Raw genomic sequence first — 16,616 nt, forward strand, 5'->3', positions numbered from 1 at the left:
CGCTCCCACAGTTGAAATGCATTCCCCTGTGGGAGCGAGCCTGCTCGCGAAGAGGCCATTACAGGCTAGGCAGCAATTTCGCCGGAACCAATTCGCTCAAGCACCGCGACGCCAACAGTTCAGTCGCCGCATTGATGTCCGGCGCAAAGAAGCGGTCCTTCTCATAGAACGGCACTTCGCGCCGCAGAATCGCCCGCGCCTGTTCCAGCTTGGCCGAGGTCTTCAGACCGTTGCGAAGATCCAGCCCCTGCACCGCCGCCAGCCATTCCACCGCAAGAATCCCGCGAGTGTTTTCAGCCATTTCCCACAGACGCTTGCCGGCGGCCGGAGCCATCGACACGTGGTCTTCCTGGTTGGCCGAAGTCGGCAGACTGTCGACCGAATGCGGATGCGCCAGCGCCTTGTTCTCGCTGGCCAATGCAGCGGCGGTCACCTGAGCGATCATGAAACCGGAGTTCACACCGCCATTGGCCACCAGGAACGGCGGCAGTTGCGACATGTGCTTGTCCATCATCAGCGAGATACGGCGTTCGCTCAGCGAGCCGATTTCAGCGATGGCCAGGGCCATGTTGTCGGCGGCCATGGCCACCGGTTCGGCGTGGAAGTTACCGCCGGAAATCACATCGCCTTCAGCGGCGAATACCAACGGGTTGTCGGAGACGGCGTTGGCTTCGACCACCAACACTTCAGCGGCCTGGCGGAACTGGGTCAGGCAGGCGCCCATGACTTGTGGCTGGCAGCGCAAGGAGTACGGGTCCTGAACCTTTTCGCAGTTCTGGTGCGAATCGGACACTTCGCTGCGCTCGCCGAGCAGATCGCGATATGCGGCTGCAGCATCGATCTGACCTTTCTGGCCTCGAGCGGCGTGAATACGTGCATCGAACGGCGAGCGCGAACCGAGCACCGCTTCCACCGTCAGCCCGCCAACGGTCAGCGCACCGGCAAACAGGTCTTCACCTTCGAACAGACCGCGCAGGGCAAATGCGGTGGATACCTGAGTGCCGTTGAGCAGCGCCAAACCTTCTTTCGCCGCCAGGGTCAGCGGGGTCAGACCGGCGACTTTCAGCGCCTCGGTGGCTTCCATCCACTCGCCCTTGTAACGCGCCTTGCCTTCACCCAGCAGCACCAGCGACATGTGCGCCAGCGGTGCCAGATCGCCAGAAGCGCCCACCGAACCTTTGAGCGGAATGTGCGGATACACCTCGGCGTTGATCAGCGCGATCAGCGCGTCGATCACCACGCGGCGGATGCCGGAGAAACCACGGCTGAGGCTGTTGACCTTGAGCACCATGATCAGGCGCACCAGCTCATCGCTGATCGGCTGGCCGACGCCGGCGGCGTGGGACAGCACCAGCGAACGCTGGAGGTTTTCCAGGTCTTCGCTGGCAATGCGGGTCGAAGCCAGCAGGCCGAACCCGGTGTTGATGCCGTAGGCGGTGCGATTCTCGGCGAGGATCTGCTCGACGCAGGCGACGCTGGCCTCGATCTGCGCCGCAGCGCTGTGGTCGAGGGTCAGCTTGACCGGTTGCTGATAAACGTCACGCAGTTGGGCCAGGCTCAGTTGGCCCGGAATCAGGTTCAGCGCAGTCATTAAAATGCTCCTTTTGAACATTGTTATTAACTACCAGTCGCTCCGGAGCATTCCGTTATCCGTCGTTTCTCGTCTTGTGGACGATCCGCGCCTTGGCACGCTGGTATGGGTAGTTGTCAGTGCAGATTCGTTAATACGTTGTGCAGCGCATTCGGGTTTTTCAGCACGCTGGCGGCGGCGGCGATATCCGGCGCCAGCCAGCGATCCTGATCGTAGGCCGGGACGGTTTCACGCAGCAGGCGCCACGCCCGGTCAGTGCCCGCGCCAAAGCGCTGCTCCTTGAGGAATTCAAAGGCCTGTGCCGCCAGCAGGTACTCGATGGCGAGAATCTGCGTGCAGTTTTCCAGGGCGCGGTGCAGCTTCAGCGCGGCGCTGGTGCCCATGCTCAGGTGGTCTTCCTGCAGGCCCGAGGTGACGTAGTTGTCGAGCACTGCCGGTTGCGCCAATTGGCGGTTCTCGGCACACAGCGAAGCGGCGACGTATTGCACGATCATCATCCCGGAGTTCACCCCCGGGTTGGCCACCAGAAACGCCGGCAGACCGCTGACGTGCGGGTTGACCAGACGATCGAGGCGGCGCTCGGCAATCGAGCCTATTTCAGCCATGGCAATCGCCAGCAGATCCGCCGCCATCGCCACCGACTGGCCGTGCGGGTTGGCTTGCGACATCACCCGGAAATTCTCCGGCGTGCCCAACAGCAACGGGTTATCGGTGCAGCCGTTGAGCTCGGCTTCCACCTGTTTAATCGCGTGGTCCAGTTGATCGCGCGCCGCGCCGTGCACCTGCGGGATCGAACGGATACTCAGCGCATCCTGAGTGCGAATGCCTTTGCTCGCCGCGATCACTTCACTGCCATCGAGCAAGGCCCGCAGATTGCTCCCGACCTGCTGCATGCCCGGGTGCGGCTTGAGCGCGATGATCTCGGCGTCGAACGCGGCAATCTGCCCGCGCTGCGCTTCGAAGCTCATGGCGCCGATCACATCGGCCCACTGCACCAGGCGTGTCGCGTCGGCAATCGCCAGGCAACTGAGGCCGGTCATGCACGGCGTGCCGTTGACCAGGCACAAGCCGTCTTTCGCACCGAGCTGCACCGGTTGCAGGCCTTCTTCGGCCAGCGCCTGTTGCGCCGAGGTGATCTGCCCGCGATAGCTGACATTACCGACGCCCAGCAGGGCGATGCCGATGTGTGCCATGTGCGTCAGGTAACCGACCGAACCTTGCGATGGAACCTGTGGGGTGATGCCGCGATTGAGCAGCGCCAGCAGCCCTTCGACCACGCGGCGATGAATGCCGGATTTGCCGTGGCTATAGTTGTGAATCGCCGCGCAGATGATCGCGCGGGTCTGCTCATCGGGCAGCACCGGGCCGACGCCACAGGCGTGGCTGAGCAAGGTGTTGCGCGACAGCTGGCTGAGTTGCTCGTCCTTCAGCGAGACGTTGGACAGACCGCCCAGACCGGTGTTGACGCCATAGGCACGCTCGCCGCTTTCGACGATACGCTGAACGATGCCCTGAGCGTTTTCGATGCGCGCCCAGGTCTCGCTCGACAGCTCCAGTTGTGCGCCGTGACGGGCGACGGCGACCACGTCCTGCCAACGCAGGGGGTTGCCGGTGATGATGATTTTTTCAGCCTGGGACATCTAAAACCTCATGCCAATTCTGTTGATACACCAACCTGTGGCGAGGGAGCTTGCTCCCGCTGGACTGCGAAGCAGGCCCAAAATTTTTGCGACCGCTGCGCGCTCGAGCGGGAGCAAGCTCCCTCGCCACAAAAGCAGTCTCGCCCTTAGTCCACTAAACCACCGCCGCACGCCGCTGCACGAACCGGTCAACATACTCATCCGCCGGCGAATGCAGGATCTCTCTCGGGGTGCCGACCTGAATCAGCTTGCCGTCCTTGAGGATCGCAATGCGATTGCCGATGCGCACGGCCTCGTCGAGGTCGTGGGTGATGAAGACGATGGTCTTGTGCAGGGTCTTTTGCAGCTCCAGCAACTGGTCCTGCATCTCGGCGCGGATCAGCGGGTCGAGCGCACTGAACGCTTCGTCCATCAGGATGATGTCAGTATCCGCCGCCAGCGCACGGGCCAGGCCCACGCGCTGACGCATGCCGCCGGAGAGCTGGTGCGGGTATTTGTTTTCGTAACCTTTGAGGCCGACGGTGTTGATCCAGTGCAACGCGCGTTCGGCGCACAGTTGCTTGCTCTCGCCGCGCACTTTCAAGCCGTAGGCGACGTTCTCGATCACGGTCTTGTGCGGCAGCAGGCCGAAGCTCTGGAACACCATGCTGATCTTGTGCCGGCGAAATTCGCGCAGCGCTTCCATGTCGTATTGCAGGATGTCCACGCCGTCGACCAGGATCGCGCCGCTGGTGGGGTCGATCAAACGATTGAAGTGGCGCACCAGGGTCGATTTGCCGGATCCGGACAAGCCCATGATCACGAAGATCTCACCGGTGCCGATGCTCAGCGACAGGTCGTTGACCCCGACCACGCAACCGGTTTCGTTCAGCACCTGATCCTTGGTCTTGCCCTGGCCGACCATCGCCAGTGCGTCCTTGGCGCGGTTGCCGAAAATCTTGAAGACGTTTTTGACTTCGATCTTGCTCACGGTTGCGTTGTTCATTTGCTCACCTCATGCCGTGGCCGACCGTACGCCTGAGTAATGCGGTCGATGACCACTGCGAGAATCACGATCGCCAGACCGGCTTCGAGGCCACGTCCGACGTTGAGGGTCTGAATCCCCACCAGCACGTCTTCACCCAGGCCACGGGCGCCGATCATCGAGGCGATCACCACCATCGACAGGGCCATCATGGTGGTCTGGTTGATCCCGGCCATGATGCTTGGCAGGGCCAGCGGCAGTTGCACACCGAACAGTTGCTGCCAGCGATTGGCACCGAAGGCGTTGATGGCTTCCATCACTTCGCCGTCAACCTGGCGAATGCCCAGATCAGTCAGGCGGATCAGCGGCGGCGCGGCGTAGATCACCGTGGCGAAAATCGCCGGGACCTTGCCCAGACCGAACAGCATCAGTACCGGGATCAGGTACACGAAACTTGGCATCGTTTGCATGATGTCGAGCAACGGCATCAGCACCGAACGCAGGCGATTGCTGCGCGCCGAGAGGATCCCCAGCGGAATGCCGATCAGCACCGAAATGATCGTCGCGACCATCATCAGCGCCAGGGTCTGCATGAGTTTGTCCCACAGGCCGACAGCGCCCACGAGGAACAGCAGACCGACGATGACCGCAGTGGTCACCACTTTACGCGTGGCGTGCCAAGCGACGACGCCGACGATCGCCAGCATCAGCCACCACGGCGCCGCACGCAGCAGACCTTCGAGGTTGACGATGGCCCACAGCAGGGTGTCCGAGATGTGGCGGAACACATCACCGTAGTTGGTGACCAGCGAATCGACCCAACCGTTGACCCAGTCGGCGATGGAAAAGGTAAAGCTTTCGGGAAACATAAGCGGCTCTCAATCAGAAATCTCAATCAAGCGATTTACGGCATATCTCCCGGCCAGCCTCACGGTTGACCGGGAGGTATCGACCTACAGCGCCGCGTCGATTTTCTTGGCTGCGTCGTCACTGACCCACGCGTGCCAGACCTCAGGATGTTCCTTGAGGAAGATTTTCGCCAGTTTTGGCGACTCGATACGTTCCTTAGCCATGCGTCCCAGGTTCTGGTTCAGCAGGTCGATCGGCAGGTTGACCTTTTCCAGCACGGCCACCAGTTCCGGCGCCTGCTCATGGAAGGTTTTCGACAAGCCGACCTTGATGCTCACGCTCTTGTCGACGCCCGGTTTTTCTTCAAGCTTGACCGCGTCGATCTGGCCCATCAGCGGGGTTGGCGACCAGTAATAGAACAGGATCGGCTCGCCACGCTTGTAGCTCGACAGCACCGCCGCATCCAGGGCCGGGCCGGTGCCCGGGCGGAAGTTGGTGTAGGTGTTTTCCAGGCCGTAGCTCTTGAGCATTTCGCTGTTGTCCAGCTCGCAGGTCCAGCCCGCCGGGCAATTGTAGAAACGGCCCTTGGACGGCTCTTCGGCGTCTTTGAAAACAGCCGCGTATTTGCCCAGATCGGCGATGTTTTTCAGGTCCGGGGCTTTTGCCTCGATCTTGCGTTTGGCGTCGCCTTCGATCACATAGCGCGGCACGTACCAGCCTTCGATTGCGCCGACGATCGGGGCGCCGACACCGACGACTTTGCCGGCCTTCTCGGCCTTGTTCCAGACCTCGCTGCGGCCGACCCATTCTTCGGCGAACACTTGAATGTCGTTGCTGCTCAGGGCGTTTTCCATGGTGATGGAGTTGCCCGGCAGGCTGTCGGTCTTGCAGTCGTAACCTTTCTCCAGCACCACTTGCAGCACGTCGGTCAGCAGCATGCCGCTTTCCCAGTTCAGGCCGGCGAATTTCACCGGTTTACCGGACTCGCACCAACCGGCTGCCTGAGTGGCACCGGCACTGGCCAGCAGGCCCATGGACAACAGTGTGGTGAGCAGGGTCTTGTTCGATTTCATTGTTGCGACGCTCCTAATCATGAATTGGCTTACGGCAGTCAAGAGGCATCCAGCCCTGTCCACGTCCAATCAGGCCTGCGCCGCAGCGCGCCCGGCCCCACTTTTTTCAGGTGGTACAACGCTGTTCTGCTCGACCGGCAGAATCAGTTGATCAGGCACCGAGCCGTGCCATTTTTTTGCGCACACGTAATAGAGGGCAGCAGGCAGCACCAGACCGATGATCCAGGAGATATCCACATCACCGAGGGCAGCCACCAGCGGGCCGGTGTAGAACTTGGTGGAGATGAACGGCAGTTGCACCAGCACGCCGAACACATAGACGCTGATCCCGAGCAGGTTCCAGCGCCCGTAGCGACCGTTCGGATCAGCCAGCGCCGGCACGTCGTAGCGCTCGCGGGTGATGCAGTAGTAATCGACCAGGTTGATCGCGCTCCAGGGCGTGAAGAACGCCAGCAGGAACAGGATGAACGACTTGAATGCACCGAGGAACGAGTGCTGACCGAGCAGCGCGATCAGGGTGGCCGCGCCGACGATCACCAGCACGAACACCAGACGCTGCAGGCGCGAGACCGTCAGATGCCCACGGAAGCCACTGATGATGGTGGCAATGCACATGAAGCTGCCGTAGGAGTTCAGCGTCGAGATGGTGACCTTGCCGAAGGCGATGCTGAAGTACAGCAGCGCGGCGGTGGCGCCGGTGCCGCCCAGTCCGACGATGTAGGCCACTTCATGGCCGGCGAACTGGCCGTTGGCCGAAGCTGCTGCGAACACGCCCAGCACCATTGCCACCTGCGCGCCGATGACCGAACCTGCGCCAGCGGCAAAGAAGGTTTTCACCGAGGAAACCTTGCTCGGCAGGTAACGCGAATAATCCGCCACATAAGGGCCGAAAGCGATCTGCCAGGACGCCGCGAGTGACACCGCCAGCAGGAAGCTGCTCCAGCTGAAGTGGCGGAGCTGCAACAGCGCGCCCACATCCACCTGGCTCAGCAGACGGCTGAACAGGTAAACGAAGGCAATCACGCCGATGACACTGGCGACCCGGCCGATCCAGTGGATCACCCGATAACCGAGCACGGTGACCACCACGATGACACTGGCGAACAGCAGGATGCCGACGGTGTCGCTGACGCCAAACAACTGGCCCAGCGCCTGGCCGGACAGCACCGTACCGGTGGCGGTGAAGCCCAGGTACATCAGGCACACCAGCACGATCGGGATCGCCGCGCCGTAGACGCCGAATTGCACGCGGCTGGAAATCATCTGCGGCAAGCCAAGTTTCGGCCCTTGCGCCGCGTGCAACGCCATCACCCCGCCGCCCAGCAGTTGACCGATCAACAGACCGATCAACGACCAGAACACATCCCCGCCCAGCACCACGGCCAGAGCCCCGGTGACAATCGCGGTGATTTGCAGATTCGCACCCATCCACAGGGTGAACTGGCTCAACAGACGACCGTGTCTTTCCGCTTCCGGGATGTAGTCGATCGAACGCCTTTCAATCAACGGTTTGTTGCCTGCACGATCGGGGGTTACAGCCATGATTCAACCTCTGTGGATTGTTTTAATTGTTCACTGAGCTTCGGTAGGGCTGCTTTTCTGTGGGAGCGAGCTTGCTCGCGAATTGGCCAGCACATTCAACATCTGTGCTGGCTGACAGATTGCTTTCGCGAGCAAGCTCGCTCCCACATAAAGCCAAAGCGTGTTACTTGCCGCCGGTAATCATCGGCAGGTTCAGACCCTGCTCCTTCGCACAATCGATAGCGATCTGGTAACCGGCATCGGCGTGGCGCATGACACCGGTCGCCGGGTCGTTGTGCAGCACGCGCGCAATACGCTCGGCCGCTTCGTCAGTACCGTCGCAGACAATCACCATGCCCGAGTGCTGCGAGAAGCCCATGCCCACGCCACCGCCGTGGTGCAGCGAGACCCAGGTCGCACCGCTCGCGGTGTTCAGCAGAGCGTTGAGCAGTGGCCAGTCGGACACGGCGTCGGAACCGTCCTGCATCGATTCGGTTTCGCGGTTCGGGCTGGCGACCGAACCGGAGTCGAGGTGGTCGCGACCGATCACGATCGGTGCCGACAGCTCGCCGCTGCGCACCATTTCGTTGAACGCCAGACCGAGCTTGGCGCGCAGGCCCAGGCCGACCCAGCAGATACGTGCCGGCAGACCCTGGAAGCTGATGCGCTCGCGGGCCATGTCCAGCCAGTTGTGCAGGTGCGCGTCGTCGGGGATCAGCTCTTTGACTTTGGCGTCGGTCTTGTAGATGTCCTGCGGGTCACCGGACAGCGCCGCCCAGCGGAACGGGCCGATGCCACGGCAGAACAGTGGGCGGATGTAGGCTGGTACGAAGCCTGGGAAGTCGAACGCGTTTTCCACGCCTTCTTCTTGCGCCATCTGACGGATGTTGTTGCCGTAGTCGAAGGTCGGAATGCCTTGTTTCTGGAACGCCAGCATCGCTTTGACGTGGACGGCCATCGACTGCTTGGCGGCCTTGATCACGGCAGCCGGCTCGGTCTTGGCGCGGGCGCGGTACTCGTCCCAGGTCCAGCCCGCCGGCAGGTAGCCGTTGAGTGGGTCATGGGCGCTGGTCTGGTCGGTGACCATATCCGGGCGCACGCCGCGCTTGACCAGCTCCGGCAGGATTTCTGCCGCGTTGCCCAGCAGGGCGATGGAGATCGCTTTGCCTTCGGCGGTGTATTTGGCGATGCGCGCCAGGGCGTCGTCGAGGTCTTTGGCCTGCTCGTCGACATAACGGCTTTTCAGGCGGAAATCGATGCTCACCTGCTGGCATTCGATGTTCAACGAGCAGGCACCGGCCAGGGTAGCGGCCAGTGGCTGAGCACCGCCCATGCCACCCAGACCTGCGGTGAGCACCCATTTGCCTTTGAGGTTGTCGTTGTAGTGCTGGCGACCGGCTTCGACGAAAGTTTCGTAGGTGCCCTGAACGATGCCCTGGCTGCCGATGTAGATCCAGCTGCCGGCGGTCATCTGGCCGTACATGGCCAGGCCCTTGGCGTCGAGTTCGTTGAAGTGTTCCCAGCTCGCCCAGTGCGGCACCAGGTTGGAGTTGGCGATCAGGACGCGCGGGGCGTTGCTGTGAGTCTTGAACACGCCGACCGGTTTGCCGGACTGCACCAGCAGGGTCTCGTCGTCGTTCAGTTTGGTCAGGCTCTCGACGATCTTGTCGTAGCAATCCCAGTTACGCGCAGCGCGACCGATACCACCGTAGACCACCAGCTCTTTCGGGTTCTCGGCCACTTCCGGATCGAGGTTGTTCATCAGCATGCGCAGCGGCGCTTCGGTCAGCCAGCTCTTGGCGGTCAGCTTGTTGCCGCGTGCAGCGCGGATCTCGACGTCACGGTATTTAGTAGGTTTTGTGTCAGTCACGAAAAAGACTCCTCAGCGATCAATTCAAACCAACCCTGGCAGTGGGCAAGCAGCCTGTGCGCCTCAATGCGCGACAAGCGAATCAGTGGACGCTGCGGACTTATACGCATACGTCTTTACTTGTACATACAAGCATATGCAATCAAGCGGCCAACTTGTTGGAGGCGCGTTCAGGAAAAATGGCGGACAGGGCTGCAGAGCGCCTGAGACAAGGGTTGCGGCGTGGATGAAAATTTTTGCGGGGAGGAATTGAGGATTCGGCGGATCGCTACGAACCCGTGGTTTTGCGCCACGCTGGGGCGTTCGGTAACAAGTTGGTGCGCCGAGGGAAACAGGAACTGGAATGCAATTGTGGTGAGGGGATTTATCCCCGATGGAGCGCGTAGCGGTCCCAAAAGGTCTGCTGCGCCGCCATCGGGGATAAATCCCCTCACCACAGGAGTGTTACCAGAGTTGGATCAGCGCGCGGTCAGCTCGATCACGCAGCACGCTGCATTCACCGCCACTTCAACCAGCCCGGTGTTACCGTCCAGTTGCAGGCAATCATGGCGGCCGAGCTGCGCAGAACTGTCAGCAACCTGTACTTGCAGCAGCTCACTGACACTGAACACCAGCACCGTCGATGCCGAGCTGAAAAACCGCTGCTCGCCATCCAGCCACTGCAACCGCGCGCTGTAACGCTGTGGCGCGTAGATCAGGTTGAAGTCGCGGATCGCGCCGCCGAGCAAGGTGCAGGACACCTGGCTTTCGCCGCTGAAGGCAAACGGGTCCAGCGGTAACAGCGGCCGGGTGTCGTCGCCGTCGACGCACAGGGTCATGCCGTCACCCTGCAATACCGTGATCACTCGCTGGTAACCGGCAAAGGTCGAAAAGCCACCGGACTCGGCAATGTCGGCAATCGACAGGCGCCAGCCGAAACCATCCAGACCTGCACCGGAATCACGGGTGATTTCTTCGGTGCTGCCGCCTCCGTTTTTCCACGGCATGCGCGGGTAGCCTTCAGCGCGTAAAACCTTTACCTGACTCATTTATGAAAGCGTCCTTCCAGACGATGACGGGAACCTGGGTGAATCAAACGTGCGGCGGTCACCGGCTGACGCCCCGACCAGGTGCGGCGACGGATCAGCAGGCACGGCTCGCCTTTTTCGATCTGCAGCAACTTGCACTCGGACGATTCGGCGAGGATCGCCTCGACCACGTGTTCGCCTTCGGTCAGCGGCGCGACCTGGTTGAGATAGGCGTAAGGCGTTTGCAGGGTGAAGTCCTGCTTGAGGTATTCCGGGGCGACCAGCGCGTTGACGAAACGGTCTTCGATTTGCACCGGAATATCGTTTTCGTAATGCACGATCAGCGAGTGGAACACCTTCTGCCCTTCGCGCATGTCCAGCGCCAGCGCGCGCTCGGAGCCGGCGGCCTCTTCTTCGAGGGTGATCACCTGGCAGGTGTGGCGATGGCCACGGGAGGCGATCTCGTCGGCGATGTTGTGCACTTCGAACAACGCGGACTGGCTCTTCGGTTCGGCGACGAACGTGCCGACGCCTTGCATGCGCACCAGCAAGCCGTCGGCAGTCATCTCGCGCAGGGCACGGTTGATGGTCATGCGGCTGAAACCGAGCTGGCTGACCAGTTCGCTTTCCGACGGCACGCGGTAGTGCGGCGGCCAGTTACCGCTGTCGATCTGCTGGGTGATCATCTGCTTGACGCGGGCGTACAAGGGCGCCGGACTGTCGCCCATGTTCGCGGCCAACGGGGAGACTGGAGGCGGAGTCGGCACGGTTGATCCCTGTTCATTGATGAAGGTTGCTAGCTTGCCGGAGTTTACCGGGCAGGCAAACGTCTGTATATGTATATACAAATAACACACGATGGGGTGCTGAACCATGTCCGCTTTCTTTGCCGAACGCGCGCTGCTGCCTAACGGATGGGCCAACAATGTACGTCTTGAGGTCAGCGCCGATGGCGTGCTGACCCGGATTCAGGCCGATTCCACTGCAGACGGCGCCGAACGGCTGAGCGGTCCGCTGCTGCCGGGCATGCCCAATCTGCACTCCCACGCCTTCCAGCGTGCGATGGCCGGGCTGGCCGAAGTGGCCGGCAATCCGAATGACAGTTTCTGGACCTGGCGCGACCTGATGTATCGGCTCGTCGGAAAAATCAGCCCCGAGCAACTCGGCGTTATCGCCCGCCAGCTGTACATCGAGATGCTCAAGGCCGGTTACACCTCGGTCGCTGAATTCCACTATGTGCACCACGACAGCAGCGGCCAGCCTTATGCCGATCCGGCCGAGCTGGCGCTGCGCATCAGTCAGGCCGCCAGCGAAAGCGGCATCGGTCTGACCCTGCTGCCGGTGCTCTACAGCCACTCGGGTTTCGGCGGCCAGACGCCGAACGACGGTCAGCGCCGCTTCATCAACAGCACCGAAAATTACCTGAACCTGCAATCGCGCTTGCAGCCATTATTGGCTCAGCAAAAAGCGCAATCGCTGGGTCTGTGCTTCCACTCGTTGCGCGCGGTCACTCCACAGCAAATCAGCGAAGTACTGGCCGCCAGCGACAAGCAATGCCCGGTGCATATCCACATCGCCGAACAGCAGAAGGAAGTCGATGACTGCCTGAGCTGGAGCGGTCGCCGTCCGCTGCAATGGCTCTACGAAAATACCGAAGTCGATCAGCGCTGGTGCCTGGTTCACGCGACCCACGCCAATCCCGAAGAAGTCACGCTGATGGCCAAGAGTCGCGCCATCGCCGGTCTGTGCCTGACCACTGAAGCGAATTTGGGCGACGGGATTTTCCCGGCAGTGGATTTCCTCGCCCAGGGTGGGCGCATGGGCATCGGTTCCGACAGCCATGTGTCGCTCAGCGTGGTCGAGGAATTGCGTTGGCTGGAATACGGCCAGCGTCTGCGCGATCAGCGGCGTAACCGTTTGTATGGCGCGGATCAGCCGATGGTCGGGCGCACGCTGTATGACGCGGCGCTGGAGGGCGGCGCCCAGGCTTTGGGACAGCCGATTGGTGCGCTGGAAGTCGGCAAGCGGGCGGACTGGATTGTGCTCGATGGCAATGACCCGTATCTGGCCACCGCCAGTGGCGACGGGATTCTGAATCGCTGGTTGTTCGCCGGTGGCGATCGTCAGGTGCGCGATGTGCTGGTCAACGGCCAGTGGGTGGTGCGCGATGGCCGGCATGCGGGCGAAGAGCAAAGCGCTCGGGCGTTCACCCAGGTTCTGCGTGACCTTTTAGGCTGACACAAAACAAAAATGTGGGAGCGAGCTTGCTCGCGAAAGCGGTGTATCAGTCAATATTTCAATCAACTGACACGCCCTCTTCGCGAGCAAGCTCGCTCCCACATTTGATTTGTGATGGCTTTAGTTCGAAGTCTTCGCCATCTGCCGATCCGACGCCCGCCAGATCAGTCGCGTAGTGTCGTAACCCTGCTGACGCGCCTTGCTCAGCAACTCTTCACGCACCACACCGTTGACGGTCGGCGTGCGCGACAGCAACCACATGTACTTGCGGCTCGGGTCGCCGACGATGGCGGTCTTGTAGTCGTCGCTGACGTACAACACCCAGTATTCGCCTTTCGCCACACCCGGAATCAAGCGCGAGAACCAGGTATCGAATTCGACCCACAACTTGTCGGTCTTGCCCGGCACCTGTGGATAAGCCGTGCCCTTGACCTCCTCCCATTGCCAGTCCGCAGTCAGGCAGCGATTGAGCACATCGACGTTACCATCGGGCTTGAGCGAGTAATGCGCTTCGGATTGCGCGCAGTCGCGCTGGAAGTACATCGGCAGGCGCGCCAGTTCATACCAGGTGCCCTGATACCGCTTGAGGTTGACGCTGTGAACTGTCTTGGGCGCCAGCGGATCTTCACCATGCGTGGCGCAGCCGGCCAGTACCAGGCCGGCAAAAAGAACAAACAATAACCGCTTCATTATTTTTCTCCCGTGGGCGCTTGGCCCCGGTTTACTTCAGGCCTTGGCCGGAAAACATCAACACTTTGTCACCGGCGTACTGCACGCTGATAAAGCTTTTCTGGTCGCCCCAGGTGCAACTGGACATGCCGAGCGCGCCCGAGCAGTCGGTGGGTTTGCCGAGCAGCGTCTCCACTTCGGCCTTGGCCATGCCGGCCGAAAGCTTGGAATAGTTTTCCTGATTGACCTTGCTGCACGCGGCCAGCAGCACGCAAAAAGTCAGAAGGGCGATAGATCGCAGCGACATGAAGTAACTCCTGGAACGAGGGGGGATGGCATGGTGCCAACCAGAAGCTTAGAAGAGAAAACCCTCATCTGGTTCCGTGCAACGAGGGCTATTTATTTGCCCGCTCGTCTGGCTTTTACCTTTAAATCAGACACTTTGTAGGGCCATTGAGCATTTCGTCGCATTTCCCTAAAGACGCCTAATCTTTGGCGCACGGCGGTCGAAATAAGAGCAGCGCAAAGCCCCCGAGTGTGGCAAATTGCCGCCCTTTCTCGACCAGCCCCTTCGCGGTAGTTCATTCGATGACCAGAAACATGAAATTCAGCCACAAGATCTTGTTGGCTGCCGCCCTCGTGGTGGCCGTTGCGTTCGCCTGTTTCATTTTGTTCAACGACTATCGACAGCGCGAAGCCCTGAGCAGCAGCACCGAAGCGTCGATGCAGGAGCTGGGCAGCCTGACCACCAGCAACATCCAGACCTGGCTGGAAAGCCGTATCCAGTTGCTGCAATCGTTGTCGCAACAGGTCGCCGCCGACGGCAGCGCCCCGGCCAGCCTGAAACGCATCATTGACCTGCCCGCCTACACCGGTAATTTCCAGCTCAGCTACTTCGGAGGCGCTGACGGTGTGATGTTCTCGGTGCCCGCCGGCAACCGTGCGCCGGACTACGACCCGCGCGCCCGTGGCTGGTACAAGGCCGCCAACAGCGCCCAGCAGACCATCGTCACCGAACCCTACATCGCCGCGTCGTCGGGCAAACTGGTGATCACCGTCGCCACCCCGGTACAGCGTCAGGGCCAGATGATCGGTGTGGCCGGTGCCGACATCGATCTGACCAGCGTCAGCGCGATCATCAACTCGCTCAACTTTGGCGGCCACGGCCATGCGTTCATTGTCAGCGCCGACGGCAAGATCCTGATTCACCCGGACAGCAAACTGGTGCTCAAAACCCTCGCCGAGGCCTACCCGAACGGCGCGCCGAAAGTCAGCCCGGGCCTGAAAGAAGTCGAATTCGACGGCAAGACCCAACTGATCTCGTTCACTCGCGTCAACGGCGTGCCATCGGCCGACTGGTACGTGGCGCTGGTGCTGGACAAGGACACCGCGTTCTCGATGCTCAGCGAATTCCGCACCTCGGCGCTGATCGCCATGGTGATTGCCGTGGTGATCATCATCGCCCTGCTCGGTATGCTCATCCGTGTCCTGATGCAACCGTTGCTGACCATGGGCCGCGCCATGCATGACATCGCTGAAGGTGAAGGCGACCTGACCAAACGCCTGGTGATCCACGGCCACGATGAGTTCGGCGCACTGGGCCTGTCGTTCAACCGCTTCGTCGAGCGTATTCACACCTCGATCCGTGAAGTGTCCTCGGCCACCGGCCAGGTCAACGAAGTCGCCCTGCGCGTGGTCGCGGCGTCGAACTCGTCGATGTACAACTCCGACCAGCAAGCGACCCGCACCAACAGCGTGGCCGCGGCGATCAACCAGCTCGGCGCCGCCGCCCAGGAAATCGCCCAGAACGCCGCCCTCGCCTCGCAGCACTCCAGCGATGCGCGCAGCCTGGCGGTCGACGGTCAGCAGGTTGTGGATAAAACCATCCACGCCATGCAGCAGCTGTCGGCAAAAATCAGCGACTCCTGCGGCAACATCGAAACCCTCAACAGCAACACGGTGAACATCGGGCAGATTCTGGAAGTGATCACCAGCATCTCGCAGCAGACCAACCTGCTGGCACTCAACGCTGCGATCGAAGCGGCCCGCGCCGGTGAGGCTGGCCGTGGTTTCGCCGTGGTCGCTGACGAAGTGCGCAACCTCGCCCACCGCACCCAGGACTCGGCGCAGCAAGTGCAGAAGATGATCGAAGAACTGCAAGTCGGCGCACGTCAGGCCGTGAGCATCATGACCGAGAGCCAGCGCGAGAGCGAAAGCAGCGTCGGCATCGCCAACCAGGCCGGCGAACGTCTAGGCAGCGTGACCCAGCGCATCGGCGAGATCGACGGGATGAACCAGTCAGTGGCTACCGCGACCGAGGAGCAGACGGCGGTGGTCGAGTCGATCAACGTCGACATCAACGAAATCAACACGCTGAACCAGGAAGGTGTGGAGAACCTGCAGGCGACCTTGCGCGCTTGTTCGGATCTGGAGCAGCAGGCGGCGCGGTTGAAGCAGTTGGTCGGCAGCTTCCGCATTTAAAGCGATGCCACTGGTCCCTTCGCGAGCAGGCTCGCTCCCACATTGGAATGCATTTCAACTGTGGGAGCGAGCCCGCTCGCGAAGAGGGATTCAGCCGCAGTGAAGATTTAGAACCTGGAACCTGGCTCAGAAAGAAACGCCAGCTCCTCAGCCGTCGACTCCCGCCCCAACACCGCATTGCGATGCGGAAACCTTCCAAACCGTGCAATGACGTTCCGATGCCGCTCGGCATAGTCCAGATTGTCGGCAAACACCGCCCGCTCGGCTTCCGGCTGTTCAGCCAGCAGTTCGATAAAGCGCGAAACGGCTTCGTTCTGCACCGCGAGGTTTTCGCAGTGTTCGAACACCAGATAAATGAATACCCGCTGAATCGGCTTCAGTTGCCGATCGAAGTCCGCGGCAATGCCCTGCGCGACAAGTTTCTGCGCACGAAGATCGCCAGAGAATGCTTTGGGTGTATCGCGAAAGATCATGCGCGGCAATTGATCGAGCAGCAGCACCACCGCCAGCCAACCTTCGGGACGTTGCGTCCACTCGGTCAATTCGCCAGCGAGGGCCTGATCGACAAAGACCCCGAAACGCTCACGCGCTTCGAGGTCCTGGCTGTCTTTCTTGCCGAACCACAACTTGCCCTTGTCAGCCGATATCTCGTGCGGTGATTCGGCGTGTCCGAACCACCAATCGAGCAACGGCTGCCAGGGCGCAGTCATGGT

General features: G+C 61.1%; 14 protein-coding genes and 1 pseudogene. 3 read left to right on the forward strand and 12 right to left on the reverse strand.

Features of this window, described 5'->3' with window-relative positions; translation table 11 throughout:
- Nucleotides 1–58: 58 nt before the first annotated feature.
- The 9 genes from hutH (PMI25_RS18675) to hutC form a co-directional block, all read right to left on the reverse strand.
- Nucleotides 59–1,591 carry a histidine ammonia-lyase gene (gene hutH / locus PMI25_RS18675; RefSeq protein WP_007961759.1) on the reverse strand — a complete coding sequence of 511 codons (1,533 nt, stop codon included), beginning with the start codon at nucleotides 1,589–1,591 and terminating at the stop codon, nucleotides 59–61.
- Between the two features lie 116 nt (nucleotides 1,592–1,707).
- Nucleotides 1,708–3,231 carry a histidine ammonia-lyase gene (gene hutH / locus PMI25_RS18680; protein ID WP_007961758.1) on the reverse strand — a complete coding sequence of 508 codons (1,524 nt, stop codon included), beginning with the start codon at nucleotides 3,229–3,231 and terminating at the stop codon, nucleotides 1,708–1,710.
- A gap of 154 nt (nucleotides 3,232–3,385) precedes the next feature.
- Nucleotides 3,386–4,216 carry a quaternary amine ABC transporter ATP-binding protein gene (locus tag PMI25_RS18685; protein WP_007961757.1) on the reverse strand — a complete coding sequence of 277 codons (831 nt, stop codon included), beginning with the start codon at nucleotides 4,214–4,216 and terminating at the stop codon, nucleotides 3,386–3,388.
- Entirely contained in the window at nucleotides 4,213–5,064 is an 852-nt protein-coding gene (locus tag PMI25_RS18690) for an ABC transporter permease (RefSeq protein ID WP_007949591.1), read from the reverse strand. The genes PMI25_RS18685 and PMI25_RS18690 overlap by 4 nt, the downstream gene beginning before the upstream one ends.
- A gap of 84 nt (nucleotides 5,065–5,148) precedes the next feature.
- The gene (locus PMI25_RS18695; protein ID WP_007961756.1) at nucleotides 5,149–6,117 is read right to left on the reverse strand and encodes an ABC transporter substrate-binding protein; all 969 of its coding nucleotides are present in this window, start codon (nucleotides 6,115–6,117) and stop codon (nucleotides 5,149–5,151) included.
- 69 nt (nucleotides 6,118–6,186) lie between these two features.
- Nucleotides 6,187–7,659 (reverse strand): purine-cytosine permease family protein, encoded by a 1,473-nt coding sequence (locus PMI25_RS18700; protein WP_007961755.1) that lies wholly within the window; start codon nucleotides 7,657–7,659, stop codon nucleotides 6,187–6,189.
- 163 nt (nucleotides 7,660–7,822) lie between these two features.
- Nucleotides 7,823–9,508, reverse strand: coding sequence for a urocanate hydratase (hutU, locus tag PMI25_RS18705; RefSeq protein WP_007961754.1), 1,686 nt, complete (start codon nucleotides 9,506–9,508; stop codon nucleotides 7,823–7,825).
- A 458-nt stretch (nucleotides 9,509–9,966) separates the two neighbouring features.
- Nucleotides 9,967–10,536, reverse strand: a complete 570-nt coding sequence (locus PMI25_RS18710; RefSeq protein ID WP_007961753.1) for a HutD/Ves family protein — start codon at nucleotides 10,534–10,536, stop codon at nucleotides 9,967–9,969.
- Entirely contained in the window at nucleotides 10,533–11,243 is a 711-nt protein-coding gene (gene hutC, locus PMI25_RS18715) for a histidine utilization repressor (RefSeq protein ID WP_007961751.1), read from the reverse strand. Before hutC ends, PMI25_RS18710 begins: the two co-directional genes overlap by 4 nt.
- 145 nt (nucleotides 11,244–11,388) lie before the next feature.
- On the opposite strand from hutC, the gene PMI25_RS18720 reads away from it, so the two are divergent.
- The gene (locus PMI25_RS18720; protein WP_007961750.1) at nucleotides 11,389–12,753 is read left to right on the forward strand and encodes a formimidoylglutamate deiminase; all 1,365 of its coding nucleotides are present in this window, start codon (nucleotides 11,389–11,391) and stop codon (nucleotides 12,751–12,753) included.
- A 120-nt stretch (nucleotides 12,754–12,873) separates the two neighbouring features.
- On the opposite strand, the gene PMI25_RS18725 is transcribed toward PMI25_RS18720, so the two are convergent.
- Both PMI25_RS18725 and PMI25_RS18730 read right to left on the reverse strand, forming a co-directional pair.
- Entirely contained in the window at nucleotides 12,874–13,443 is a 570-nt protein-coding gene (locus PMI25_RS18725) for a lipocalin family protein (protein WP_007961749.1), read from the reverse strand.
- Nucleotides 13,444–13,474: 31 nt separating this feature from the next.
- Nucleotides 13,475–13,729 carry a hypothetical protein gene (locus tag PMI25_RS18730; RefSeq protein WP_007961748.1) on the reverse strand — a complete coding sequence of 85 codons (255 nt, stop codon included), beginning with the start codon at nucleotides 13,727–13,729 and terminating at the stop codon, nucleotides 13,475–13,477.
- 293 nt (nucleotides 13,730–14,022) lie between these two features.
- Between PMI25_RS18730 and PMI25_RS29975 the strand changes: the two are divergent.
- Together PMI25_RS29975 and PMI25_RS29980 are read left to right on the forward strand one after the other, a co-directional pair.
- Nucleotides 14,023–15,045: pseudogene (locus PMI25_RS29975) on the forward strand (cache domain-containing sensor histidine kinase); the annotation flags it as partial.
- A gap of 93 nt (nucleotides 15,046–15,138) precedes the next feature.
- Nucleotides 15,139–15,903 carry a methyl-accepting chemotaxis protein gene (locus PMI25_RS29980; RefSeq protein WP_371917810.1) on the forward strand — a complete coding sequence of 255 codons (765 nt, stop codon included), beginning with the start codon at nucleotides 15,139–15,141 and terminating at the stop codon, nucleotides 15,901–15,903.
- Nucleotides 15,904–16,010: 107 nt separating this feature from the next.
- Here the strand turns inward: PMI25_RS29980 and PMI25_RS18740 are convergent, their stop codons facing one another.
- The gene (locus tag PMI25_RS18740) at nucleotides 16,011–16,613 is read right to left on the reverse strand and encodes a DUF924 family protein (protein WP_007961746.1); all 603 of its coding nucleotides are present in this window, start codon (nucleotides 16,611–16,613) and stop codon (nucleotides 16,011–16,013) included.
- Nucleotides 16,614–16,616 lie beyond the last annotated feature (3 nt).

Origin of the sequence: Pseudomonas sp. GM30 (assembly GCF_000282275.2) — a bacterium.
GTDB lineage: Bacteria > Pseudomonadota > Gammaproteobacteria > Pseudomonadales > Pseudomonadaceae > Aquipseudomonas.

What these genes read in the sequence shown, in the direction of transcription:
- hutH (WP_007961759.1), bottom strand. Translation starts at nt 1,591, where the DNA reads ATGACTGCGCTGAACCTGATTCCGGGCCAACTGAGCCTGGCCCAACTG.
- hutH (WP_007961758.1), bottom strand. Translation starts at nt 3,231, where the DNA reads ATGTCCCAGGCTGAAAAAATCATCATCACCGGCAACCCCCTGCGTTGG.
- PMI25_RS18685 (WP_007961757.1), bottom strand. Translation starts at nt 4,216, where the DNA reads ATGAACAACGCAACCGTGAGCAAGATCGAAGTCAAAAACGTCTTCAAG.
- PMI25_RS18690 (WP_007949591.1), bottom strand. Translation starts at nt 5,064, where the DNA reads ATGTTTCCCGAAAGCTTTACCTTTTCCATCGCCGACTGGGTCAACGGT.
- PMI25_RS18695 (WP_007961756.1), bottom strand. Translation starts at nt 6,117, where the DNA reads ATGAAATCGAACAAGACCCTGCTCACCACACTGTTGTCCATGGGCCTG.
- PMI25_RS18700 (WP_007961755.1), bottom strand. Translation starts at nt 7,659, where the DNA reads ATGGCTGTAACCCCCGATCGTGCAGGCAACAAACCGTTGATTGAAAGG.
- PMI25_RS18710 (WP_007961753.1), bottom strand. Translation starts at nt 10,536, where the DNA reads ATGAGTCAGGTAAAGGTTTTACGCGCTGAAGGCTACCCGCGCATGCCG.
- hutC (WP_007961751.1), bottom strand. Translation starts at nt 11,243, where the DNA reads ATGGGCGACAGTCCGGCGCCCTTGTACGCCCGCGTCAAGCAGATGATC.
- PMI25_RS18720 (WP_007961750.1), top strand. Translation starts at nt 11,389, where the DNA reads ATGTCCGCTTTCTTTGCCGAACGCGCGCTGCTGCCTAACGGATGGGCC.
- PMI25_RS18725 (WP_007961749.1), bottom strand. Translation starts at nt 13,443, where the DNA reads ATGAAGCGGTTATTGTTTGTTCTTTTTGCCGGCCTGGTACTGGCCGGC.
- PMI25_RS18730 (WP_007961748.1), bottom strand. Translation starts at nt 13,729, where the DNA reads ATGTCGCTGCGATCTATCGCCCTTCTGACTTTTTGCGTGCTGCTGGCC.
- PMI25_RS29980 (WP_371917810.1), top strand. Translation starts at nt 15,139, where the DNA reads ATGTACAACTCCGACCAGCAAGCGACCCGCACCAACAGCGTGGCCGCG.
- PMI25_RS18740 (WP_007961746.1), bottom strand. Translation starts at nt 16,613, where the DNA reads ATGACTGCGCCCTGGCAGCCGTTGCTCGATTGGTGGTTCGGACACGCC.